At 53.3% G+C, this 22,971-nt stretch carries 24 protein-coding genes; 19 read left to right on the forward strand and 5 right to left on the reverse strand.

The features are described from left to right. The first annotated feature begins 113 nt into the window (after positions 1–113). Both A0V43_RS02155 and A0V43_RS02160 read left to right on the forward strand, forming a co-directional pair. Positions 114–857 carry a FixH family protein gene (locus tag A0V43_RS02155; protein ID WP_063192275.1) on the forward strand — a complete coding sequence of 248 codons (744 nt, stop codon included), beginning with the start codon at positions 114–116 and terminating at the stop codon, positions 855–857. Between the two features lie 168 nt (positions 858–1,025). Continuing rightward, positions 1,026–2,066: a YkvI family membrane protein gene (locus tag A0V43_RS02160; protein ID WP_081601519.1), complete on the forward strand. Its 1,041-nt coding sequence runs from the start codon at positions 1,026–1,028 to the stop codon at positions 2,064–2,066. Positions 2,067–2,125: 59 nt separating this feature from the next. Here A0V43_RS02160 and A0V43_RS02165 read toward each other — a convergent pair whose 3' ends face one another. After that, positions 2,126–3,736, reverse strand: a complete 1,611-nt coding sequence (locus A0V43_RS02165) for a methyl-accepting chemotaxis protein (protein ID WP_063192276.1) — start codon at positions 3,734–3,736, stop codon at positions 2,126–2,128. Positions 3,737–3,876: 140 nt separating this feature from the next. On the opposite strand from A0V43_RS02165, the gene A0V43_RS02170 reads away from it, so the two are divergent. The 8 genes from A0V43_RS02170 (at position 3,877) to A0V43_RS02205 (ending at position 10,927) form a co-directional block, all read left to right on the forward strand. Then, positions 3,877–5,391, forward strand: a complete 1,515-nt coding sequence (locus A0V43_RS02170; protein WP_063192277.1) for a spore germination protein — start codon at positions 3,877–3,879, stop codon at positions 5,389–5,391. 11 nt (positions 5,392–5,402) lie between these two features. Continuing rightward, positions 5,403–6,488, forward strand: a complete 1,086-nt coding sequence (locus tag A0V43_RS02175) for a Ger(x)C family spore germination protein (protein WP_063192278.1) — start codon at positions 5,403–5,405, stop codon at positions 6,486–6,488. Positions 6,489–6,514: 26 nt separating this feature from the next. Continuing rightward, positions 6,515–7,627, forward strand: coding sequence for a GerAB/ArcD/ProY family transporter (locus A0V43_RS02180; RefSeq protein ID WP_063192279.1), 1,113 nt, complete (start codon positions 6,515–6,517; stop codon positions 7,625–7,627). A 172-nt stretch (positions 7,628–7,799) separates the two neighbouring features. Further along, positions 7,800–8,471: a 7-cyano-7-deazaguanine synthase QueC gene (gene queC / locus A0V43_RS02185; RefSeq protein WP_063192280.1), complete on the forward strand. Its 672-nt coding sequence runs from the start codon at positions 7,800–7,802 to the stop codon at positions 8,469–8,471. Further along, the gene (queD, locus tag A0V43_RS02190; RefSeq protein ID WP_047753434.1) at positions 8,468–8,905 is read left to right on the forward strand and encodes a 6-carboxytetrahydropterin synthase QueD; all 438 of its coding nucleotides are present in this window, start codon (positions 8,468–8,470) and stop codon (positions 8,903–8,905) included. Before queC ends, queD begins: the two co-directional genes overlap by 4 nt. Next, positions 8,905–9,639, forward strand: coding sequence for a 7-carboxy-7-deazaguanine synthase QueE (gene queE, locus A0V43_RS02195; protein WP_063192281.1), 735 nt, complete (start codon positions 8,905–8,907; stop codon positions 9,637–9,639). The genes queD and queE overlap by 1 nt, the downstream gene beginning before the upstream one ends. Positions 9,640–9,691: 52 nt before the next feature. After that, positions 9,692–10,189 (forward strand): preQ(1) synthase, encoded by a 498-nt coding sequence (gene queF / locus A0V43_RS02200; RefSeq protein ID WP_025948364.1) that lies wholly within the window; start codon positions 9,692–9,694, stop codon positions 10,187–10,189. A gap of 54 nt (positions 10,190–10,243) precedes the next feature. After that, positions 10,244–10,927, forward strand: coding sequence for an NAD(P)H-binding protein (locus tag A0V43_RS02205; protein ID WP_063192282.1), 684 nt, complete (start codon positions 10,244–10,246; stop codon positions 10,925–10,927). 32 nt (positions 10,928–10,959) lie between these two features. Here A0V43_RS02205 and A0V43_RS02210 read toward each other — a convergent pair whose 3' ends face one another. The 3 genes from A0V43_RS02210 to A0V43_RS02220 all read right to left on the reverse strand — a co-directional run bounded on the left by A0V43_RS02210 (position 10,960) and on the right by A0V43_RS02220 (position 12,350). Continuing rightward, the gene (locus A0V43_RS02210; protein WP_033005507.1) at positions 10,960–11,139 is read right to left on the reverse strand and encodes a YkvS family protein; all 180 of its coding nucleotides are present in this window, start codon (positions 11,137–11,139) and stop codon (positions 10,960–10,962) included. A 231-nt stretch (positions 11,140–11,370) separates the two neighbouring features. After that, positions 11,371–11,955: a cell wall hydrolase gene (locus tag A0V43_RS02215; RefSeq protein WP_063192283.1), complete on the reverse strand. Its 585-nt coding sequence runs from the start codon at positions 11,953–11,955 to the stop codon at positions 11,371–11,373. A gap of 200 nt (positions 11,956–12,155) precedes the next feature. Beyond that, the gene (locus A0V43_RS02220) at positions 12,156–12,350 is read right to left on the reverse strand and encodes a hypothetical protein (protein WP_015374277.1); all 195 of its coding nucleotides are present in this window, start codon (positions 12,348–12,350) and stop codon (positions 12,156–12,158) included. Between the two features lie 171 nt (positions 12,351–12,521). Here A0V43_RS02220 and A0V43_RS02225 point away from each other — a divergent pair, with 171 nt between their 5' ends. The 5 genes from A0V43_RS02225 (at position 12,522) to A0V43_RS02245 (ending at position 17,347) form a co-directional block, all read left to right on the forward strand. Next, positions 12,522–13,196 (forward strand): hypothetical protein, encoded by a 675-nt coding sequence (locus A0V43_RS02225; RefSeq protein ID WP_063192284.1) that lies wholly within the window; start codon positions 12,522–12,524, stop codon positions 13,194–13,196. 269 nt (positions 13,197–13,465) lie between these two features. Further along, positions 13,466–14,215, forward strand: a complete 750-nt coding sequence (locus A0V43_RS02230) for an SDR family NAD(P)-dependent oxidoreductase (RefSeq protein ID WP_063192285.1) — start codon at positions 13,466–13,468, stop codon at positions 14,213–14,215. 65 nt (positions 14,216–14,280) lie between these two features. After that, positions 14,281–14,526, forward strand: coding sequence for a YueH family protein (locus A0V43_RS02235; RefSeq protein ID WP_011230486.1), 246 nt, complete (start codon positions 14,281–14,283; stop codon positions 14,524–14,526). Positions 14,527–14,582: 56 nt separating this feature from the next. Next, positions 14,583–15,875: an ATP-binding protein gene (locus A0V43_RS02240; protein ID WP_015374280.1), complete on the forward strand. Its 1,293-nt coding sequence runs from the start codon at positions 14,583–14,585 to the stop codon at positions 15,873–15,875. 302 nt (positions 15,876–16,177) lie between these two features. Then, a complete protein-coding gene (locus tag A0V43_RS02245) occupies positions 16,178–17,347 on the forward strand; it encodes a cation:proton antiporter (protein WP_206501577.1) in 1,170 nt (389 codons plus the stop codon). A 90-nt stretch (positions 17,348–17,437) separates the two neighbouring features. Here the strand turns inward: A0V43_RS02245 and A0V43_RS20760 are convergent, their stop codons facing one another. Next, positions 17,438–17,566 carry a hypothetical protein gene (locus A0V43_RS20760; protein ID WP_015374282.1) on the reverse strand — a complete coding sequence of 43 codons (129 nt, stop codon included), beginning with the start codon at positions 17,564–17,566 and terminating at the stop codon, positions 17,438–17,440. 201 nt (positions 17,567–17,767) lie between these two features. Between A0V43_RS20760 and glcT the strand changes: the two genes are divergently transcribed. The 4 genes from glcT (at position 17,768) to ptsP (ending at position 22,971) form a co-directional block, all read left to right on the forward strand. Beyond that, the gene (gene glcT / locus A0V43_RS02250) at positions 17,768–18,625 is read left to right on the forward strand and encodes a glucose PTS transporter transcription antiterminator GlcT (RefSeq protein ID WP_025948355.1); all 858 of its coding nucleotides are present in this window, start codon (positions 17,768–17,770) and stop codon (positions 18,623–18,625) included. Between the two features lie 233 nt (positions 18,626–18,858). Beyond that, complete coding sequence (gene ptsG / locus A0V43_RS02255) at positions 18,859–20,877, forward strand: glucose-specific PTS transporter subunit IIBC (RefSeq protein WP_063192286.1); 2,019 nt, start codon at positions 18,859–18,861, stop codon at positions 20,875–20,877. Between the two features lie 106 nt (positions 20,878–20,983). After that, positions 20,984–21,250, forward strand: a complete 267-nt coding sequence (locus A0V43_RS02260) for a phosphocarrier protein HPr (protein WP_011230496.1) — start codon at positions 20,984–20,986, stop codon at positions 21,248–21,250. After that, the gene (gene ptsP, locus A0V43_RS02265; protein ID WP_063192287.1) at positions 21,250–22,971 is read left to right on the forward strand and encodes a phosphoenolpyruvate--protein phosphotransferase; all 1,722 of its coding nucleotides are present in this window, start codon (positions 21,250–21,252) and stop codon (positions 22,969–22,971) included. The genes A0V43_RS02260 and ptsP overlap by 1 nt, the downstream gene beginning before the upstream one ends.

Genomic DNA, 22,971 nt, shown 5'->3' on the forward strand with positions numbered 1-22,971 from the left:
TGTAGGTGCGGCAAAGCTATGATAAAGTGAAAAACAGAAAAAGAGGCGGAAAAGACTCTGCCTCTGGCGCTGACAATGATCACGAATTTGAAGGAAAAAGGAGAAAGGTGAAGATGAGAAGACAGGTTGGGTTTGCGTTTGTTGCTTTGCTTTTCGGGATGATCATGGCTGCTTGTACAAATCACAACAAGCAAGCCGAGACGCCGGCCGTGCTTGACGTGAAAATCGATGCGCCCGATCATATCGATTTGAACAAACCGACGAAACTCGCCTGCGTCGTGACGTACGGCGATGAAAAAGTAGACGATGCGAACGAAGTCAAGTTTGAAGTATGGAAGCATGGAAGCGACGAGCGGGAAATGCTTGAAGCGAAGCATGACGGCGACGGCCGCTACTCGGTGGAAAAAACGTTCACCGAAGCGGGAACATATTCGGTCATCGCCCATGTGACGGCGCGCGACATGCATAACATGCCGAAAAAAGATATTGTCGCCGGCACCCCGGAACAGGCGGCGACGGCTGACGGTGCGCGCGAAAATTCCCAAGGCAGTGCTGAAGAACACCATCATGGCGCCGTCGCCATTTCGCTGTCGTCCCGTTCGTTCGAAGCCGGAAAACCGGCGGCATTGACCGTCCGCCTCACCAAAGATGGGAAGCCGTTGACAGGTGCGACCGTTCGTTTTGAGATTTGGCAGGCGGACAATAAGCATGAATTTGTCGATGCAAAGGAAAAAGGAAACGGCGAGTACGAAGCCATGGCCACGTTTGCCAACAAAGGAACGTATTCGGTGAAAGTGCACGTCGAAGGAAGCGGCGGGCTGCACGAACATCAAGTCGAACAAGTGACAGTTCATTGATGGAAACGCGATTTCACATCGCATGCCATATTAATGAAGAGAGTTTGCGGTGTGTGAGAAGGCATCTTGTCTCGGATGCCTTCTTTTTCGTTCTATCGTCTTTCTTGTCCATGCCGGACATATACATATATATGGAAAAGCAACGGACAAGAGAGGGAGATGGAGGATTTGGGCAAGAGACACGAGTGGTCGGAGGCGTGGCAAATCGCTGCTGTTTACGTCGGTACGGTGATTGGAGCGGGATTTGCGACTGGCAGGGAAATTATTGAATTTTTTACCCGCTACGGAATGGCTGGGACGATCGGGGTGGCGGTCAGCGGCGTTTTGTTCACATGGGGCGGCGCGCGCCTGATGGTGATGGCGCGCCGCATTGGAGCCGCGTCCTATGATGAGTTGAATCGCTATTTGTTCGGGAACATGTTGAGCCCGTTTGTGACGCTCGTGATGACGGCGATGATCGCCGGGGTGACGGCGGTGATGATCGCCGGGGCGGGAGCGGTGTTTGAAGAGCAAATCGGCTGGCCGCGGCAGGCAGGCGTCGCGCTGACGCTCGGGTTGGCGCTTTTGGTTATGCTGCTTGACCGCAAAGGGCTGTTTGGCGTCAACGTGTTTGTCGCGCCGATGATGGTGCTGTTCAGCGCCATCGCCTTTGTGAAAACAATCGTGGCTGGCGATTTATGCCGTCCGGACATGGCTGCGGTGGACTATTCCCTCAAGGCGATGTTGTCCCCGTTTTCCTATGCGGCTTTTAACTTGGCGATGGCCCAAGCGGTGCTTGTCCCCATCGCCCGCGAAGCGACCGATGAGCGAGCGGTGAGGCGCGGAGCGATGTTAGGCGGAATGGTGCTGACGGTTTTGCTGCTGTTGAACCATATGGTGCTGCTGTCGTTTCCACACAAGGACGATTATGATATTCCAATGGCCGAAGTCGTTCATACGTTTTTTACTGTGTTGTATTGGCTTTATGTCGTCGTCATTTACGGAGAAATTTTTACATCGGTCATCGGCGGCATGTTTGGACTTGCACGCCAAGTGCGCGTTTGGGCGCCGCTTGGCGGGAAATGGCTGGGCGTGCTGCTCGTTTTGCTGTTTGCGGCGGTCAGCCCGTTTCATTACGGGGAGCTGCTGTCATTCATCTATCCGCTGTTTGGCTATATGAGTCTTGTGCTTTTGTGGCTTCTTTGGCGCCGGCAGCTGCCGCGCCAGTAAATGGGCCCTTTCGTTCCCCAAAGTTTTTTGGTGAAGGGGGACGAAAGGGCTTCGTTGCGTTATGAGTGGAAGCGGGCGATCATGTTTTCTAAATCGCGCGCTGCCGCAGCCAACGTGTCGGCTTCCCGAGCCAGCTGGTGAAGGGCGAGCGTTTGTTGCTCAAGCCCAGCCGCCGTTTCTTGCACCATGTTTGAAAAATCGGCGGCGACGGTGCGTACGTCTTCCATCAGTCCGCCGAGCTGCTCGCCGTCGGCGGTGATGGCGTTAACATACGCTTCGTTTTGCTGAAGCAAGTCGTTCAGTTGGGCGAACATGCCTTGAAACGATGTGAACGTTTCCCCTGTTTTCCAAAGCGAGTCTTTCGTTGTTTCAACGCGGAGGCCGCTTCCTTGTACAGCTTGCACCGTTTCTTTGAGCGCGTTCGTCATGGCGTCGAGCGAAGCAAAAATTTCAGCGGCGAACGCGTTTGTATCTTCAGCGAGCTTTCGGACTTCTTCGGCGACGATCGAAAAACCGCGGCCCGCTTCACCCGCCCGTGCCGCTTCGATCGAGGCGTTTAGGGCGAGCAAGTTCGTTTGTTTGGCGATCGTGCGAATGGCGGCGATCATCTCATGAACGCGCGCTGCTTCATTGGCTGCTTTGTCGATGAGGGCAGTCATTTCGCCGATGCCGCGCTGCATCGCGTCCATGTTTGTTTTCGTTTCCTCAATGAGGCGGATGCCTTCTGCTGCTGACGACCAAGCGTCGCCCGCTTGCCTTACGACGCGTTCAACGGCGGCCCGCATGAGTTGCACGCGTTCCACCATCTGCCCGATGACGTCACCCGCTTGCTCGACGGCGGTCGTTTGTTGTTTCGCCCCTTCGCGGAACGTTTCGACGGCGGCGGCGATTTCGTCAAACGATTCAGAGAGGCGGCGCATTTCCATTTGTTGCTCATGGCTGACATCATGCACCGTTTTGGCCGCTTTGCCAAGCTCATGGATGATCGTACGGATGCCGAGAATCATTTTGTTGATTTCGTAGGCGATTTGATGAAATTCATCTCGTTTTTTCTTCGTTTTCACTTCCGTTTGCAATTGGCCTGAGGAGACGGTGCGGGCGACGCTGTACCAATGGCGAAGCTCGGCGGCGATGGCCCGATGCCAGGCGGCGCCCAGTCCAAGCCCGGCTGCTGCGGCAAACAGTGCGGCCCAAACAGGCGGCGCCCCGGCGACGGAGGAAGCCAGCCCGACCACCGCTGGAGTGACGGCGATGCTGGCCAGCACCCATTGCAAATACGGGCGGTGCATAAGACGCCCCATCCGCAAATTGAACCGCCTTCCGCCTGGCTCCGTCCAAAACGGGCAGCTGGCGTCAATCAGCACCTCGCCTGTATCGCGTTCGTACACTTGCAAGAGCGGCTCGTTCGTGCGGGCGGCGGCCAGCCCGACCGGGTCGGCAAACACCCTTCCCTCGCGAAGGCGGTTCGTATGGACAACTCCGTATCCGCTTTCATCGACAAGAACAAAATATTCATCACGGCCGAGCCGCTCGTCTAAAAAGGTGCGGATGCGGTCAAGCTGTTCTTCAAGCGGACGGGTTCGGTCGATCATCTCCCGCAGCGCTTCCGCCGTTTCCGTCACTTTTTTCAACGCTCGTTTCGCCCGGCGCTGGTTCGTCAGTTCGCTCATAGACGATTCTCCTTTTCTCATTTGTCTATTTTCAATAATATATAGAAGATTTTGTCGAATCAATAGGATGAAAGGGGGATGCATAAAAATATCGATCGATTGGAAGACTATGCTGTAAACGGAAAGGCGAGGGGATGTTCGTGGGTTTATTCTCATTTTGGAAAAAAAAGAAAAAACGCCCCCCTCAGCGGCCCATTTCGCAGCTTTGGGAAACGCTGCGGCAATCGAGCGATTTTGTCGAAGTGTCGTTTGTTGTGGGAGGCAAGGAGCTGTCGATTTATTATTTTGATTCGCTCGTCGATCCGCAAGTGCTGCAAGAGCGGATTCTTTGCCATTTGCAAAACGACATTCCAAACCATCCGACGGTCCGCTTGGAAGACTTGCAGCAAATCGTGCCGATTCAGCGCATTGAAGTGAGTGAAGACACGGCGCTGATTGAAGAGAAGGTGCTGAAAGGGTTTGTCGCGGTCACATTCCGCGGGCAACCAAACAAAGCGGCGCTCATGAGCGCCGCCGCCGAAAATTTGGGGCTTCGGGAAAACAATGATTCGGAAAACGAATTCAGCGTCGTCGGACCGAAAGTCGGATTTGTGGAAAACGTCGGGGTCAACTTGCATCTCATCCGCCGGCAAGTGGTGACGCCGAATCTTGTCTTTCGGGAAATGTCGATTGGTTCGGTGTCGAAAACGAAAGTGGTCATCGCCTACATCGATGGCGTCGCCAATCCGGAAGTCATTCAAACGGTGACGCAGCGGCTTGAGTCCATTCATTTTGACGTCGTGTTTGACAACGCCATTTTGGATCAGCTTCTTGCGGATAATTCACGGACACCGTTTCCTCTTTTTATCTCGACCGAGCGGATCGATCGGGCCATCTATGCGCTTGTGTCGGGTCAGGTGGCCATTTTTTGCGACGGCTCCCCGTATGCCGTGATTGGCCCCGCCGCTCTTTTCGATTTTTTTACGTCGCCGGAAGACTATTATTTGCCATGGGTGCTTGGCACGTTTTTCCGGCTCATTCGGTTTTTCGGCGTTGCGTTTTCCGTGTTGGCGTCGCCGATTTATGTGGCGGTGCTGACGTATCATTATGAAATGATTCCCGAAGACTTGCTTGGACCGATCATTTATTCACGCTCGAACGTGCCATTTCCGCCGATGCTCGAGGTGCTGTTTTTGGAAATTACGATTGAGCTGTTGCGCGAGGCCGGGGCGCGGCTGCCGACGAAAGTCGCGCAAACGCTCGGGATTGTCGGCGGGATTGTCATCGGGCAAGCAACCGTTGATGCCGGGCTGACGAGTACGATTTTGTTGATTGTCGTCGCGTTGGCGGCGCTCGCTTCGTTTACAACGCCGATTTTCAAAATGTCCAACACGATTCGGTTCATCCGGTTTCCATTTATTTTGTTTGCCGCTTTCTGGGGCGGGATCGGCATTATCTTTGCCGTCTGCGGGCTGCTCATTCATTTAGGGCGGTTGCAGTCGTTTGGCTATCCGTATTTGCTGCCGTTTTATCCATTTCGTGTGCGCAGCTTCCGCGATACATTCGTTCGTTCGCCATACAGTGAAACGGCGGAGCGGCCGATGTTTCTTCGTCCGCGGTCGCGGTTTCGCTATGACCCGAATGCGGCGAAGCAAAAACGCGATATTGATGAGTAAGGGGGATCGTGATGAGGCGTGGGCTTCTATGGCTCGGTGCGCTGCTGTTGCTTGGCGGCTGCGCCAGTTCGCGGCCGATTGACGAAATTCAAATTATTCAACAGATGGGGTATGATTTCGAGAACGGCCGCTACACGGGCACTGCGGTGTACCCGACGTTCAAGCAAGGGCCGATGACAAAGCCGAATATGCTGACGACGACGTCGCCGACAATCTACGACTTAATCCCGCGCCTGTCATCGAAATCAGCGCTGCCGATTGAGGAAGGGCAGCTGCGCTTGATTTTGTTCGGCAAGGAGTTTGCTCGGCGGGGGGTGACGCAAATTACGCACAGCCTCGCGCGCAACAACAAAGTCGGCAGTCATTTGCTGCTTGGCGTGGCGGAAGAAAGCGCGAAGGAGCTGCTAAACATCACGGCGAAAACGACGCTGAGCGATACGTTGTATTTGCCGAATCTGGTGGAGCAGAATGAGCAGTCGATGAACTTGCCGAAAACGAATTTGCACTTGTTTTTGTATCGCTATTTTTCCCCGGGGAGCGACCCTTTTTTGCCGTATTTTGAGAAAAAAGGAGATTTCGTCAAGCTTGAAGGGGTCGCGTTGTTTCGCGACGACCGATATGTCGGGCATGTGAGTTTGCGTGATTCGTTTTTAATGAAAATTTTGCTTGGAGAAACGAAAAACGGCGTCTACCAGTTGAAGGTTGGGAATCGCGGAAAACAAGGCGAGGATCGGGTGATGCTGCAAAACTTATGGGCGAAGCCGAAATATGAATGGAAGCGTGATGGAGGCCGCCATGTGCTTGATGTGTTCGTCCATATCCATGCGTCGGTGAGGGATTACCCGTCATGGCTCGATCAGCCGGGAGGTGATTTGTTTGCTGATGTGAAGAAAAAAATGCAAAACGAATTGGAGCATAATATGCGCCGGTTATTCCACTATTTTCAGAAAAAACGGATTGACCCGCTCGGCATTGGAGATTTTGTTCGCAGCGTGACAAGACATTGGGATTCCGACGCGTTTTACCGTGAATACCCGGATCTAGACATCCGCCCGCACGTCACGGTGGATATCGTCCATACCGGCATTGGCGAATAAGACGGGGAACATGAGGAGGGATTAGGATGAAGCAGGCCATTCAGGAACGGTTTCTCATCTCCCCGTTTCTTGTGTTTTTTGTCATTCATGCTACGCAAGTTGGGGTCGGGGCACTCAATTTTCAGCGTCCACTGATGAAAGAGGCGGGGCAGGATGCCTGGATGGCAGTCTTAATGGCCGGATTGGCGGCGCACGTGTTGATTTGGCTGATGTATCGGCTGCTGTCGCATTCTCCATCAGGCGGAGACCTCGTGTCGCTTCATGAACAGTACTTCGGGCGGTGGATCGGCGGGGTGCTGAGCCTTGGACTTCTTTTTTACTACGCGTTGGCGGCGTTTATGGTGCTTCAATCATACATTGAAATCATTAAAGTATGGGTGTTCCCGTTGATGGGGGCGTGGCAGTTCAGCCTTATGTTTTTGCTGATGACGTATTATGTCGTCTCCGGCGGGTTTCGCGTCGTTGTCGGCTTATGCGTTTGGGGGGTGGTGACTCCGCTGTTGACGATTTTTCCGATGGTTTTCTTTCCGCTTGAGTATGCTCAATACCGGAATTTATTGCCGGTGTTCGACCATTCGTTTGGGCAATTGGCAAAAGCATCGAAAGAGATGGTGCTGCAATATTTAGGGTTTGAAATGCTGCTGATGTATTACCCGTTTTTAAAACAGGCTCCGTCCTCGCAAAAGTGGGCGCATGCGGCCAACGCATTTACGATGTTCATTTATTTTGTTTTGATCCTCATTTCCATTGTGTTTTATAACAAAGAGCAAGTTCAGCATATTACATGGCCGACGCTGACGCTGGCCAAAATTCCGGAAGTGCCGTTTATCGAGAGAATGGAATATATCGTCATCTCGATTTATGTACTTGTTGTGTTCCCGATCATCGCGGTCTCTATTTGGGCGGCGACGCGCGTGATCAAACAGCTGTTCGCTGTTCAGCAGCGCCGTTCGCTTCCCGTGTTGCTCGCTTGCTTATTTGTCGGGACGCTGTTTTTCCAAGAGAAGACAGATATTGAGCAGTTGACGGAATGGACAGCGAAGGCAGGGTTTTATCTTGTCGCAGTGTATGTTCCGCTCCTGTATGTGTATGTATGGACAGCGGAAAAAGTGAAAAAGACGCTACAACAAAAGCCATAAGTATGGTATAGTAAAGAAGAAAAACAGAAGAATCGCAATTCCGTACGCTTGTACGGGAGAGGTTTCTAGCAAAACCCTCTATAAAAAACTAGGGACGGCTGTATCCTAGGGGTATGGCCTTTTTTGTTTTGGAAACCTCTTCTTCTGCTGATTCAGAAGGAGGTTGATTGTGATGAAGATGAAGGAAGAAAAGGCGGTCGTCGTCTTCAGCGGCGGCCAAGACAGCACGACGTGTTTGGTTTGGGCGAAAGAGCAGTTTGGGGAAGTGGAAGCGGTGACGTTTGACTATGGGCAGCGTCATCGCCGCGAAATTGAAGTCGCTCAGGCAATTGCCGCTGAGCTTGGCGTTCGCCATACGGTGCTCGATATGTCGCTGCTTGGGCAATTGGCGCCGAACGCCTTGACGCGTGATGATATCGCCATCGAACAAAAGGAAGGCGGGCTGCCGACGACGTTTGTGGACGGACGCAATTTGTTGTTTTTATCGTTCGCCGCGGTGTTTGCCAAACAGTGGGGCGCGCGCCATATTGTGACGGGAGTGTGCGAGACGGATTTCAGCGGCTATCCGGACTGCCGCGATGTGTTTATCAAATCATTGAACGTCACGCTGAATTTAGCGATGGATTACGAATTTGTCATTCATACGCCGCTCATGTGGCTGACGAAAGCGGAAACGTGGAAGCTCGCGGATGAGCTCGGGGCGCTCGAGTTCATTCGCACGAAGACGCTGACGTGCTATAACGGCATCATCGCCGACGGCTGCGGCGAATGTCCAGCATGCTTGCTGCGCAAGCGCGGGTTGGATGACTATTTGCGGGAAAAAGCGGGGGTGGAGCGGCCATGATGCACCAGCTTTATCCGCAAGTGATGCACCCTTACCGCTATGAGCTGAACAAAGATATGCACATCGCCGCCGCCCATTTCATCCCGCACGAAGCGGCCGGGAGCTGCGCCAACGTGCACGGCCACACCTACATCGTCAATGTGACGATTGCTGGCGATGAGCTCGATGAAAGCGGATTTTTGGTCAATTTTCAAACGATCAAACAGCTTGTGCATGGAAAGCTGGATCATACGTTGCTCAATGACCATGCCGATTGCTTTGATGAAAACGACCCGAACCGGTTTCCGACGACGGAAGTGGTGGCGCGCACGATTTATGAAACGATTCAGCGCTATTTGGATACGCTGCCGCACAAGCCGACATGTTTGCAAGTGTTTGTCCGCGAAACGCCGACAAGTTATGTCGTCTACCGGCCGAAAGCGGGGGAGCGGTAATGGCGCGCACGATTCCGGTGCTAGAGATTTTTGGTCCGACCATCCAAGGAGAGGGAATGGTGATCGGCCAAAAGACGATGTTCGTCCGCACAGCCGGCTGCGACTACCGCTGCCGCTGGTGCGATTCGGCGTTTACGTGGGACGGATCAGCGAAAGACGAGATCGAGCAACTGACGGCAGACGAAATTTGGCGGCGGCTTGAAGCCATGGGCGGCCGCCGCTTCCGCCACGTGACGATTTCAGGCGGCAACCCGCTTCTGATTGCGGCTCTTGGGGAGCTTGTCGCCCTTCTTCATGAAAAAGGGATGCGGGTTGCGGTTGAAACGCAAGGGAGCCGTTGGCAGGATTGGCTGCTTGACATTGACGACGTCACCCTTTCCCCGAAGCCGCCAAGCTCGGGGATGGACACCGACTGGTCGGCGCTCGATCAAATCATGGAACGGCTGCAGGCTGACCAAAGCCGGGTGCGGCGCATCAGCTTGAAAGTCGTCGTCTTTGATGACGCCGATTTGGCGTATGCGAAAGAGGTGCACCGCCGTTACCCAGGCGTTCCGTTTTATTTGCAGACAGGAAACGCCGATGTGGCCGATTCAGATGTGGATGCACTCCGCGCGAAGCTTCTCAGTCGGTTGGAATGGCTCGTGGAACAAGCCGCCGATTCGGAGGAGCTGGCAGACGTCCACATCCTGCCGCAGCTGCACACGCTTCTTTGGGGAAACAAGCGCGGCGTGTAAAGCGGGGTGCGGCGATTCGCCCGGCAATGAATAATGAGGGAGGAATGAAGGAATGGCAGGAAGAAAAGAGGAAGAATTGAAAGACTTGACGCTGCTTGGCCATCAAGGGACAACGTATTCGTTTACGTACAATCCCAATCTTCTTGAAGTGTTTGACAACAAACATCCTGACCGGGATTATTTCGTGAAGTTCAATTGTCCGGAGTTCACCTCGCTATGTCCCAAAACCGGGCAGCCGGACTTCGCGACGATTTACATCAGCTACATCCCGGACAAAAAATGCGTCGAAAGCAAATCGTTGAAGCTGTATTTGTTCAGCTTCCGCAATCATGGCGACTTTCACGAAGACTGCGTCAACATCATTATGAACGATTTGATTAAAGTCATGGAACCGCGCTATATCGAAGTGTGGGGCAAATTCACCCCGCGCGGCGGCATTTCCATCGATCCGTACTGCAACTGGGGACGCCCGGGGACGAAATACGAAAAAATGGCGGAATACCGGCTGCTAAATCATGATTTGTATCCAGAAAAAGTCGACAACCGCTAGAGATAAAAAAAAGAGGTAGTTTTTTCGCTCCAACTCCTATATAATGGACAATGAATGTTTGCCTTGGAGGTTTTGGCGTTGGAGCGAAGAACAGCTCTTTTGCTTGGGGCGAGCGGCTTGGTCGGCGGAGAGCTGCTCAAGTTGCTGCTTGAGTCGGATTTGTACCGGCAAGTGACCATTTTCGTCCGCACTCCGCTGCCGGTGGAACATGAAAAGCTGCAGCAAGTCGTCGTCGATTTTGCGCGGCTTGAATCGTACGAACGATATTTTTATGTGGACGATGTGTTTTGTTGCCTTGGGACGACGCGGAAAAAGGCGAAAACAAAGCAACGGTTCATTCGAGTCGACTATGAATATACGCTGCGCGCGGCGGCGTTGGCGGAAAAGTGCCGCGTGAAAAGCTTTTTGACCGTCTCTTCGGTTGGCGCCAACCCGTGTTCGCCGTTTTTTTACCAGCGCGTCAAAGGAGAGGTGGAAGAGGCGTTGCAGCGGCTTTCCATCCCATCGCTTCATATTTTCCGTCCATCGTTGCTCGTCGGCAAGCGTCGGGAGTTCCGCCTTGGCGAGATGCTTGCCGGGTGGCTGTTATGCCGGCTGCCGTTTTTGTTCGTCGGCAAATGGAAAAAATATAAGCCGGTTGACGCCCATCAGCTTGCTTTGGCGATGTTTTACCGGGCGGCGTCCGCAGCGAACGGCGTCCACATCTATGAATGTGATGAACTCGCCCGCATTTCGTAAACAAAAAAGAGGCTCTTGACGGCCTCTTTTTTCTATTCAATAATCTTATAATTTTTATGGTTGACCACCGTCCGCTCTTGCAAATCAAGCTCGCGGTAGTTTTTCATATATGTCAAATCGACGATGACCGAGTTTTCGTTCACTTTTTCCACGATGCCGCGCAATCCATTTTTAAATTCAATAATGTCCCCGACTTTTGCTTTTTTCACCATTCTATCATTCCCCTTTTTAAACCGAATATAGTCGTCGGCGGCTAAAACGGGCGTGATCGGCCGAAAAGGCGGCCGGCCGGTGCGCCCTGGCCGTTGTGCCCGCTCTTTATAAAAAGGAGCAGGCGCTTTTTTACTAGTTTGCCTTATTTTTATGCACAAGTAAAGGGGTTTCTTTCCTAAAATCTGATATTTTAAAAAAAAACAAGGGGCGAAGCCGTCCCTTGTTTTCGTCTACTTGGCAAACACATGGTTGCCGATGACGACCGTCACCGGACGGGAGCGCAGCCATTTGCTTTTCGCCGTTTTCGGATTATAGAAATAGAGCGAGCCGTTTCCTAAACCGCGAAAAGCAAGTGCTTCTTCAACGGCGCGGTATGATTCACGGTCGGCCGGTTCGTCGATCGATCCGTTTGCGACCGGCGTGAATGCATAATGGCCGCCAGAGCGCTCATAAATGACGGCACGGATCGTATCCGGAAAATCCGGATGGTCGACGCGGTTGAGCACGACCGTTGCCACGGCCACTTTCCCGGCGTACGGTTCCCCTTTCGCCTCGGCATGGACGAGGCGAGCGAGCAAATCTTTCTCTGCCGCCGTGATCCCGGCATCAGGGATGACGAGTTTTTCACCAGGATATAGCCAATCGCCTTTGCGATTTGTCTGCTGCAGTTGTTTCAGCGGCACACCGTATTGTTTCGCGATTTTCCAAAGCGTGTCGCAGCGCTTGACGGTGTGGATCGTCGCCGCATCGGCATGGCCGGCAAAGAAAAATATGCCGCACAACATAGCCGTCACCCATGCTTTTGCTTGTTTCATCCACATCCCTCCTTTTGTCTTGCAAACTCGCTACTAGAGTAACAAGGATCACGCGATGAGTCATTATCGAAATGATGGAAAAAACGCGCGAGGCATTGAAATGACTAGTTTCATAGAGAGGGATGGAAAATTCTCCGTGAGCAAAAACACCCGGCTTCCAGGACGGAAAGCCGGGTGTGAAGCCATGGGAAGAGGGGCTTTTAGTTGCGCGGAGCATCCATATAGTGGTAAATAACATGACCGCCGCGCTGGGCGATGCCGCGAAATCGTTTGAAGTCGGGCTGTTTGACGAGCACGGCGCGAAAAACAGGGAAGTCCTCTTTTTTCACCAACAGTTCGGAGATGATTCCGTTGCGCAATTCATCGATTTGCTTGGCCGCCAGTGCTTCATCCATCGCATGTCCCCCCAAGCGTTGATTCGCCATCGTCACCGTTATTTATCGTATCACAGACGCCTGTTGGGTGAAATACCTATATTTTGGCCGGGCAAACACCCTTTGCTTGTTCCGACATACAATATGGGTGGGTACGCGCCCCGAGAATATAAGCAAGAAAGGGAGAGAACAATGAATCATTGGGATCCGTATATGAATGGTCCGTTTTCAACCTCTTCCGGCCATGACAATGAAGCCGGGTGGATGGAGAATAACGTGCCGCCGATGGCTCCGCTATCGGCAACGACGCCAAATGAAGCAACGCCGACTCAAGTGATGCCGATGGCGTATTATCCGCCGGCAACGCCTTATGGCTATTGGTGTCCACCGGTTGCGCCGCCAGCGCCGCTTGTCAGTCCGGTCCATCTTGACAGTCCAGACAGTCCGGACAGCTCCGATATGATGCTGCCGGCGCCGCCGCTCGGTTTAGGAGCCGGGCCGAATATGGCCCATGCTTCCGTTTGGCCGATGGGTGGGAAAGAAAACACGCCGCCGATGACGCCTGATGACGCCGCTATTCCGTATGGCATGACGGCCCCGTATGCAGAAAACGTCCCCCCGGCTGGCAGCACGGCTCCCGTGGCCGTTCCTGGCACGCTGTCTGGAATGGCTGCTGGTGCAACACCAGGTTTCGTTCCTGGCGCACATCCGTATGCGCCGCTGTACTATCCACCGATGGCGCCGCAGCCGTATGCCCCGGTGATGCCGTATGGCTATGGCTATCCTGCCGCGCCGCTGCCTCCATATTATGGCGGAGGAACCCCGTATGCGCCTGGCTTTCCAATCTCGTATGGCCCCTATCGGTAAGATGCCAAAAAAGACCGCCGAATGGCGGTCTTTTTCACATCTCGGGCCGAGAAAATCCTCACTTCCATGCATGAGCGCAAGTGGGGGATGAATCGGTATCTTTCCTCATCCACCTTTCTCTTGCATCAAAAGAACGAAAGGTATAAAATGGTCATGAATAGAACAAACGTTCCTTATCGTAGGAGGGAAGGTCATGCATAAAGCCTACCTCTTGCGGTTGGATCCCACCCGAAAGCAAAGGGAGCAAAGGAAGGGAGAAGAGATTGCACATGAGCATGGAACAGAAAACAGCCATTGTCACCGGTGGAGCGAATGGGATCGGCAAGGCGATCGCTAGAGCATTCGCAAAACAGGGAGCGAACGTCGTGATCATCGACCGCGATATTCAAAACGGTGAAGCGTTCGCCGCGCAATTGCAGTCGGACGGGTTCAAGGCGATCTTTGTGGCAGCGGATGTGCGGAAGGTGGACGATATTGAACGGTTTGTACAAGAAGCTGCCGGCCGCTTCGGCCGCATTGACTATTTGATCAACAATGCTGGCGTCTCACGCTGGAAGTCGCCGTATGAGCTGACGGTTGAGGAGTGGGATGACGTGCTGTCAACGAATTTGCGCAGCGCTTTTTTTGCTTCTCGAGAAGCAGCGAAATATATACGCCGCAATGCAAAAGGCGGAGCCATCGTCAACATTGCCTCGACAAGGGCGCTCATGTCCGAGCCGAATTCCGAGGCGTACGCTGCATCGAAAGGCGGCCTTGTCGCTTTGACCCATGCGCTGGCGGTGTCGTTTGCGGATGATCGCATTCGCGTCAATTGCATCAGCCCCGGTTGGATTGAAACGGGCGATTATGGGCAACTGCGAGACATTGACCACCGGCAGCACCCGGCCGGCCGCGTCGGCAAACCGGACGATATCGCCCGCGCTTGTCTGTATTTATGCGATGAGGAAAACGATTTTATCACCGGGGTCAATTTGGTCATCGACGGGGGAATGACAAGGAAAATGATTTATATTGAGTAGGGAGCGGGCGTTTGTTAAAATAAACAAAATGGGGACGGCTTGAAAGGAAAAGGTGGGACGGAAAAATGAAAATCCGCAAAACGCCGGTGATGGACGGACAAGCTCCGGCTAATGTCTACATTTACGAAAATCGAAAAGAAGAATATATCGTGATTGCCATTCCGGCGCTTGAGTGGTCATTTTCGTTCGCCTATGAGGAAGAGGCGGAGGCGGTGGCCGAGCGGCTTGAGGCATCGCTAAAAAAGCGGCTTGACCATGAGCGCGCCGCCCTCTTGGCCGTGCGGTTGCTCGGCTGGGCGCGGGAAATGTAGCCTAGAGGGCGACCGTGGCCGCCAGCGACTTTGCATGTTAGGGGTTCGATGACAACGTGGTCAACAAAACAAAAGTAATCGCAGTATATATCATAGGCAGCATTTTATGGATTGCCGCCACCGACACCTTGCTCAATATGCTGTCGATCAGCCGCGCTGTATATATGGCGCTTGGCGCCGCCAAAGGGGCCGTGTTTATTTTGCTCTCGGCTATTTTTTTGTACCAGCTGTTAAAAAAACGCGAGCAGCTGGAAAAGATCGAAGAAAATGAACAACAGCTGCTTACGCTCATCAATTCGATGCCCGATTTCGTTTGCTTTAAAGACAGCGAGGGTCGATGGCTGCGCGTCAACGATTTCGGACAGCGGCTTTATCATCTCGAGCGTATCGACTATGTCGGGAAAACCGATCGTGAACTTGGCGAGCTGGTGCCGTTTTTTAAGGACGCTTTCGAGCAGTGCATCGAATCGGACCGCGAAGCATGGAAAAGCGGAACGGTCACCCGCCGCGAGGAGTCGTTTGCGACGCCGGATGGGGAAGTGAAGACGTTTGACGTCATTAAAGTGCCGCTCTTTGACGAAAACGGAGCGCGCAAAGGGCTGCTGACGATCGGCCGCGACATTACCCAGCAAAAGCTTGCCGAGGAGCTGCTCTTGAAAAAAGAAAAGCTGTCCGTCCTTGGCGAGCTGGCCGCCGGCATTGCCCATGAAATCCGCAATCCGCTCACCTCCATGAAAGGATTTATTCAGATGATGCAAGAAACGCGCGAAGTGAATGATCATTATATGCGCATTATGTTAAGTGAACTCGGCCGCATCAACCAAATTGTGAGCGAGCTGCTGGTGCTCGCCAAGCCGCAAAGCCACGATTATCGGCCGTTTTTGCTAGACGAGGCCATTTCGTATGTCATCAGCTTGATTGGCCATGAGGCGACGTTGAACAACGTTTCCATTTCCGTCCATAACACCGCTCCGAAAGCTTGTGTGTACGGCGATCAAAACCAAATTGTTCAAGTGTTGTTGAACGTTATGAAAAATGCCATCGAAGCGATGCCTGATGGCGGAATTTTATACGTCCACGTTGCGGAAGCGGACGGGAAGATCTATGTCGATGTTGCCGACACCGGCGTCGGCATTTCGAAAGAGCGGCTGCAGAAAATCGGTGAACCGTTTTTCACTTTGAAAGAAAAAGGAATGGGACTCGGGCTGACGACAAGCATGAAAATCGTTCAAGAACATAAAGGAACGATGCGGATCGAAAGCGAGGTTGGGAAGGGAACGACTGTTCATTTGACGTTTCCGTCCGGCGGCGTCAAAGCCGCAAACGGCCGGCAAAATGCGCTGTCATAACAACAGGCGTCCACGCAGAGCGAGGATATCTGTTTTTTTTGGGCTAACGGCTCAATCGATGGCTGATAGGCAGCCGAGTTGCATGGCAGGCAGAGGCCGATGCTTTGCGGATCATCATAGGCCCTGTCGGTGCACAGCGCGTTTTGGTTCGTAAAATTTCTCTTTCAGTTGTTTAGGGTCGAAACTGCCGATCGTAGAGGGAACGATTCCGACTTAGCTTTGCTTGAAGTGGGAGACTTCTTTCGGAAATCCGTTAAAAATGAAACCTATTGCACATGATAAACGTAGTTTGAGGAGGAATAATGGGAAAAGGATGTGATGATGTGTTCATCGCCCAACTGGCAGTCATTTTGTTCGCCGCCAAACTTGCCGGCGATCTTGCCGTGCGCCTTGGCCAGCCCGCCGTGCTCGGCAAGCTGCTCATCGGCATTGCGCTTGGTCCGAGCGTGCTCGGTGTGATCGAGGATACCGACCTTTTGCAGGAGTTAAGCCAAATCGGCGTCATTTTGCTTATGTTTATCGCCGGCCTTGAGACGGATATGGACCAGTTTCGGCGCACTGGAAAAGCTGCTGTGGCGGTCGGAGTGCTCGGCATTCTCGTTCCGCTGCTCGCCGGGTATGCGGCTGGCGCAGCGTTCGGCATGGAAACCGGCACAGCTCTTTTCCTCGGACTTTTGCTGTCCGCAACGAGCGTCAGCATTTCCGTGCAGGCGCTCAAAGAGATGGGACAGCTGCAATCGAAGGAAGGATCCGCGATTCTCGGCGCGGCGGTCATCGACGACGTGCTGGTCGTCATTGCCTTGGCGTTTTTATTAAGCCTAACTGGCGGCGACGTCGAGCTTGGTGCGGTTGTGCTGAAAAAAGTCATCTTTTTTGCCGTTGCCATTTTGCTCGCTTGGAAAGCCATCCCGCTCGTATTAAAGTGGTTTGCCCCATTGCGCGTAACCGAGGCGGTCGTCTCAGCCGGACTGGTCATCTGTTTTGCCTTTGCCTATTTTGCTGAGGCGATGGGGGTGGCGGCGATCATCGGCGCCTATATGGCCGGGCTTGGCGCGAGTTTTACGGACTATCGGGAAGAAGTATTTGAGAAAGTGGAAACGATCGCCTATTCTTTGTTTGTCCCTGTCTTTTTTACCTCCATCGGGGTTGCGGCCGACTTTTCCGGCATCGTCGAGCATTGGCCGCTGATTGTCGGTTGGAGTGCGCTCGCGATTTTGACAAAGCTTGTCGGCGCCGCGCTGGGGGCAAAATGGGCCGGATTTTCGTGGGGAAGCTCGCTGGCGGTCGGCGCTGGCATGGTGTCGCGCGGTGAGGTGGCGCTCATCATCGCCGGCATCGGCTTGGAAGCCGGCCTGCTTGATGGGGACATGTTTGCGGTCATGATCATCGTCGTATTGGTAACGACTGTTGTGACGCCGCCGTTATTGAAGATGATTTTCAGCCGTCTTCATCCGGTGCGCCGGACGGCCTAGTCGCCGTCGAAGTGGGCGGCCGGGCCGATGGCCGGCGTTATAGCGGCAAAACAGCGGGGCTGTCCCCAAAAAAGGGCAGCCTCGCTGTCGCTACGAGCGGTTCTTTTTCGCTTGCTTGGCCGTATCCACGCTGTCTTTGGCCATTTCTGCCTCCGCCTTGGAGACGGTCGGGTTGGCTGTTTCTTGGCTCACCTTGTTTTGTCTCCCTTTGTTCGACATGCGATCCCCTCCTTTCGGCCCGTTTCGCTCCGCTTGCCGTATGCCCGCAAAACCTTTCCTCCCTCCCAGCCCTCTTATTAGTATGTCGAGAAGAGCATCTCCCCATCCAAAAAACGTCATTGAGAGCGATGGCCCGTCCGGTTTATAATGTAGTCTGCATAGACTAGCGGCAGACGATGGGTGCGGAAAGGAGGGAGCCTGATGGAACAGCCGTTTCGCGTCGAAAAAACGCTCAACAATAACGTGTTAATCGCTTCCCATCCGGCGTATGGCGAAGTCGTTCTGCTTGGCAAAGGAATCGGCTTCGGCAAAAAACGGGGGGACGAGATTGCGAAGAGCGCTGTGGAAAAATGTTTCGTTCTGAAAAACGAACGCGAACAAGAGCAATACAAAAAGCTGCTTCCGGAATTGAGCGAAGAATTCATCGCCCTCATGAGCGAGGTGGTTCAACATATTCAGCAACGCGTAGGCGCACCGCTCGACGAGCACATCCATGTGGCGCTGACGGACCATATCGCTTTTACATTAAAGCGGCTTGAACAAGGATTGGACGTCAAAAACCCGTTTTTGGCTGAGACGAAAAGCTTGTATCCGTTGGAATATGAAATTGCCAATGAAGTGGCCCGCACGATTGAACAAAAGCTTGGAGTCTCCCTGCCTGAAGGGGAGACAGGCTTTATTGCCCTTCACATTCATAGCGCGATTTCGAAACAAAGCGTGTCGGAAGCGAATCGATATTCCCAGCTCATTGCTGACCTTGTCAAGATCGTCGAGCAACAGCTTGGCGTTGACATCGACCGCGAGAGCGTTCATTATTTGCGTTTCGTCCGCCATTTGCGCTATGCGATTGAGCGGATGAAAAAAGGTGAAAAAGTCGAAGAACCAAAAAATTTGTCGAAAATCTTGAAGGAAGCGTATCCATTATGCTATAATCTAGCATGGAAGTTGGTCAAAGTCATGCAGCAAACGCTTCATCTGCCGGCGGACGATGCCGAGGCGGTCTATTTGACGTTGCATTTGCAACGGCTGGCGGAGAAAAAGAACAATACAACTGCATAGGTTGTCTCGCTTTACGTGTTACTGACTCGATCAGGCATGAGTAAAGAGGGCAAACAAGGCGGCAACAGTTGCAAATTCATCTTTGCGCTGTTGTAAGCGTTCTTTTGCCTCTCTTTAGTCATGCCTTTTTTATTGCGCCGATGCCCCTCGGAAGCGTCCGCTCCATTTTCGATACATGAATCGGCCGTTTGCTGCAAAACTTAAGAACAAGGAACCTAAAGGAGGTTATGAAGATGAAGCGAGCGTTTGGCACGCTGCAAAAGGTCGGGAAAGCGCTCATGCTGCCGGTGGCGATCTTGCCGGCGGCTGGGATTTTGCTGGCGTTTGGCAACGCCTTGAAAAACCCGGCGCTCACGGACAAAATTCCCGCATTAAAAGCCGACTGGGTCGTGCTCGTCTCCAACGTGATGGAGCAAGCAGGCGGCATCGTCTTCTCCAACTTGTCGCTCTTGTTTGCAGTCGGCGTGGCGATCGGCCTTGCCGGCGGGGACGGGGTCGCGGGCTTGGCGGCGATCATCGGCTACTTGATTATGAACGTGACGATGAGCGTCATCTTAGGCGTAACGGCCGATATGGTCGGCTCTGACCCTTCGTATGCCAACATTCTCGGCATCCCGACGCTGCAAACCGGCGTCTTTGGCGGGATTATCGTCGGGATTTTGGCCGCCTACATGTACAACAAATACTTCAATATTGAACTGCCTCAATATCTCGGCTTTTTTGCCGGCAAGCGGTTCGTGCCGATCGTGACGGCGGCGTCTGCGGTCGTGCTTGGCATTATCATGACATTCATCTGGCCGCCGATTCAGCACGGGCTCAATGCGTTTTCGCACAATATGATCGATGCGAACAAACCGTTGGCCGCCTTTATTTTCGGCGTCATCGAACGGGCGCTCATTCCGTTTGGCTTGCATCATATTTTCTATGCACCGTTTTGGTTTGAATTTGGCGAATACGTCAATAAAGCCGGGCAAGTGGTCCATGGCGATCAAAAAATCTTTTTCGAGCAACTGAAAGACGGGGTCAAATTGACGGCCGGCACGTTCATGACCGGGAAGTTCCCGTTTATGATGTTCGGTCTCCCGGCAGCGGCGCTTGCGATCTACCATGAAGCGCGGCCGGAAAACAAAAAAGTTGTGGCCGGCATCATGGGGTCGGCCGCGTTGACATCGTTTTTGACTGGGATTACCGAACCGATCGAATTTTCGTTCTTGTTTGTCGCTCCGGCGCTGTTTGCCATTCACTGCGTTTTTGCCGGCTTGTCGTTTATGATCATGCACTTGTTGAACGTCAAAATCGGGATGACGTTCTCCGGCGGGGTCATTGACTTCTTGCTGTTTGGCGTTCTGCCAAACCGGACGGCATGGTGGCTCGTCATTCCGGTCGGCTTGGTGTTTGCCGTGATTTACTATTTCGGATTCCGCTTTGCAATCCGCAAATGGGATTTGGCGACGCCGGGCCGGGAAAAAACGGTTGAGGAAGCACCGAAAGCCGAGGCGGCCGCTGCTGGCGACCTGCCGTATGAAGTGCTCGCTGCTCTTGGCGGAAAGGAAAACATCGAACATTTGGACGCCTGCATTACACGTTTGCGCGTGTCGGTCCATGACATTGGCCAAGTCGATAAAGACCGCCTGAAGGCGCTTGGCGCTGCCGGGGTGCTGGAAGTCGGCAACAACGTGCAAGCGATTTTCGGTCCGAAATCGGATATGTTAAAAGGGCAAATTCAAGACATCATGCAAGGAAAAGCGCCGGCCCGGGCGGAAGAGAAACCGAAAGCAGCGGCGCCGGAAACCGTGAAATCCGAAACGATTGCTTCGCCGATGTCAGGAGAGGTCGTTCCGCTCGCTGAAGTGCCGGACCAAGTGTTTTCGCAAAAAATGATGGGCGATGGGTTCGCTGTCATGCCGACGGACGGCACGGTCGTCTCTCCGGTTGATGGGAAGATCATCAACGTCTTTCCGACGAAGCACGCCATTGGCATTCAATCGGCCGGCGGGCATGAAATTTTGATCCACGTCGGCATCGATACGGTGAAGCTGAACGGCCAAGGGTTTGAAGCGCTTGTGAAGGAAGGCGACGAAGTGAAAAAAGGGCAGCCGATTTTGCGCGTCGACCTTGATTATGTCAAACAGAACGCCCCATCGATCGTCACGCCGGTGATTTTCACGAATCTCAAAGCCGGCGAAACGGTTCACGTCAACAAGCAAGGCTCAGTTGCTCGAGGAGAAGACGCTGTTGTGACGATCCGCTAAGCTGCTTATTCGCCGCGGGGCGGGGACAAGCATTTTCCGTTGCCTTCCCGCCCCTGCATTTGATATGATGGCAAAGAAAAAATTGAAGAAAAGGGGAATGATGAACATGGCAGAAAAAACGTTTAAAGTCGTTTCGGATTCCGGCATCCACGCTCGTCCGGCGACGATTTTGGTGCAAACGGCGAGCAAATTCAACAGCGAAATCCAGCTTGAGTACAACGGCAAAACGGTGAACTTGAAATCGATCATGGGCGTCATGTCGTTAGGCATTCCGAAAGGGGCAACGATCAAAATCACGGCAGAAGGGGCCGATGCGGCAGAAGCAATGGCGGCGTTAACCGATACGTTGGCAAAGGAAGGCCTTGCGGAATAATGGAAAAAATGATTCATGGCATCGCCGCTTCAAGCGGCATCGCCATCGCCAAGGCATACCGCTTGGAAACACCTCATTTGGCGGCCGAAAAACGGACGGTCGCCGACGTCGAGGCGGAAATTGCGCGGCTTGAGGCGGCGGTCGCGAAAGCGAAAGAAGAGCTGGAAGCCATCAAACAGCATGCCTTGGAAAAGCTTGGTGAAGACAAAGCCGCCATTTTTGCCGCCCACTTGCTTGTGCTTGACGACCCAGAATTGCTGAACCCGATTAAGGAAAAAATCAAAACGGAACAAGTGAATGCGGAATATGCGCTCCATGAAACGGCATCGTTTTTCATTTCCATGTTTGAAGGCATGGACAATGAGTATATGAAAGAGCGGGCCGCCGATATCCGCGATGTGACAAAGCGCGTCCTCGCCCATCTGCTTGGCGTCACGATCTCGAACCCGAGCCTCATTTCTGAGGAAGTCGTGATCATCGCGGAAGACTTGACGCCATCCGATACGGCGCAGCTGAACCGCCAATATGTGAAAGGATTTGCCACCGACATCGGCGGGCGAACGTCGCACTCGGCCATTATGGCCCGCTCGCTCGAAATTCCGGCTGTCGTCGGCACGAAGGCGGTAACGGCGGAAGTAAAAAACGGCGACATGGTCATCGTCGATGGGCTCGACGGTCAAGTCGTCGTCAATCCGTCTCCGGAGCTGCTTGCGCGTTATGAAGAGAAGCGGGCTCGCTATGAGGAGCAAAAAGCGGAATGGGCGAAGCTTGTCGATCAACCGACGGTCACCGCTGATGGCGTGCACGTTGAGCTGGCGGCCAATATCGGCACGCCGGACGATGTGAAAGGAGCGTTGGCCAACGGGGCGGAAGGGATCGGATTGTATCGCACGGAATTTTTATACATGGGACGATCGGAGCTGCCTACGGAAGACGAACAGTTTGCGGCTTACAAAACGGTGCTGGAACAAATGAATGGCAAGCCGGTCGTTGTGCGTACGCTTGACATTGGCGGCGACAAAGAGCTCCCGTATTTACACTTGCCAAAAGAGATGAACCCGTTTTTAGGGTTTCGAGCCATTCGCCTTTGTTTGGAAATGCAAGACATGTTCCGCACGCAGCTGCGCGCCTTGCTGCGGGCGAGTGTGCACGGCAATTTGAAAATCATGTTCCCGATGATTGCGACGCTCGATGAATTCCGCCAAGCAAAAGCCATTTTGCTTGAAGAAAAAGAGGCGCTCCTCCGCCAAGGGGTTGCCGTTGCGGATGGAATTGAAGTCGGCATGATGGTCGAGATTCCGGCGGCTGCCGTCATGGCGGACCAGTTTGCGAAAGAAGTCGATTTCTTCAGCATTGGAACGAACGACTTGATCCAATATACGATGGCGGCCGACCGGATGAATGAGCGTGTTTCGTATTTGTACCAGCCGTACAACCCAGCCATTTTGCGGTTGATCAGCCACGTCATCGACGCTGCCCATCGCGAAGGCAAGTGGGTCGGGATGTGCGGCGAAATGGCGGGCGACCCGATCGCCATTCCGATTTTGCTTGCCCTTGGCCTTGATGAGTTCAGCATGAGCGCCACCTCGATTTTGCCGGCGCGCGCTCAGTTGAAACAACTGGCGAAAGAAGAGGCGGCCCGCATCAAAGAGACGGTGTTGTCGCTCGGCACGGCTGAGGAAGTCGTGTCGTTTGTCAAACGAACATTTTCACTTGCCTGA

This window comes from Geobacillus sp. JS12, assembly GCF_001592395.1.
GTDB classification, from domain to species: Bacteria; Bacillota; Bacilli; order Bacillales; family Anoxybacillaceae; genus Geobacillus; species Geobacillus zalihae.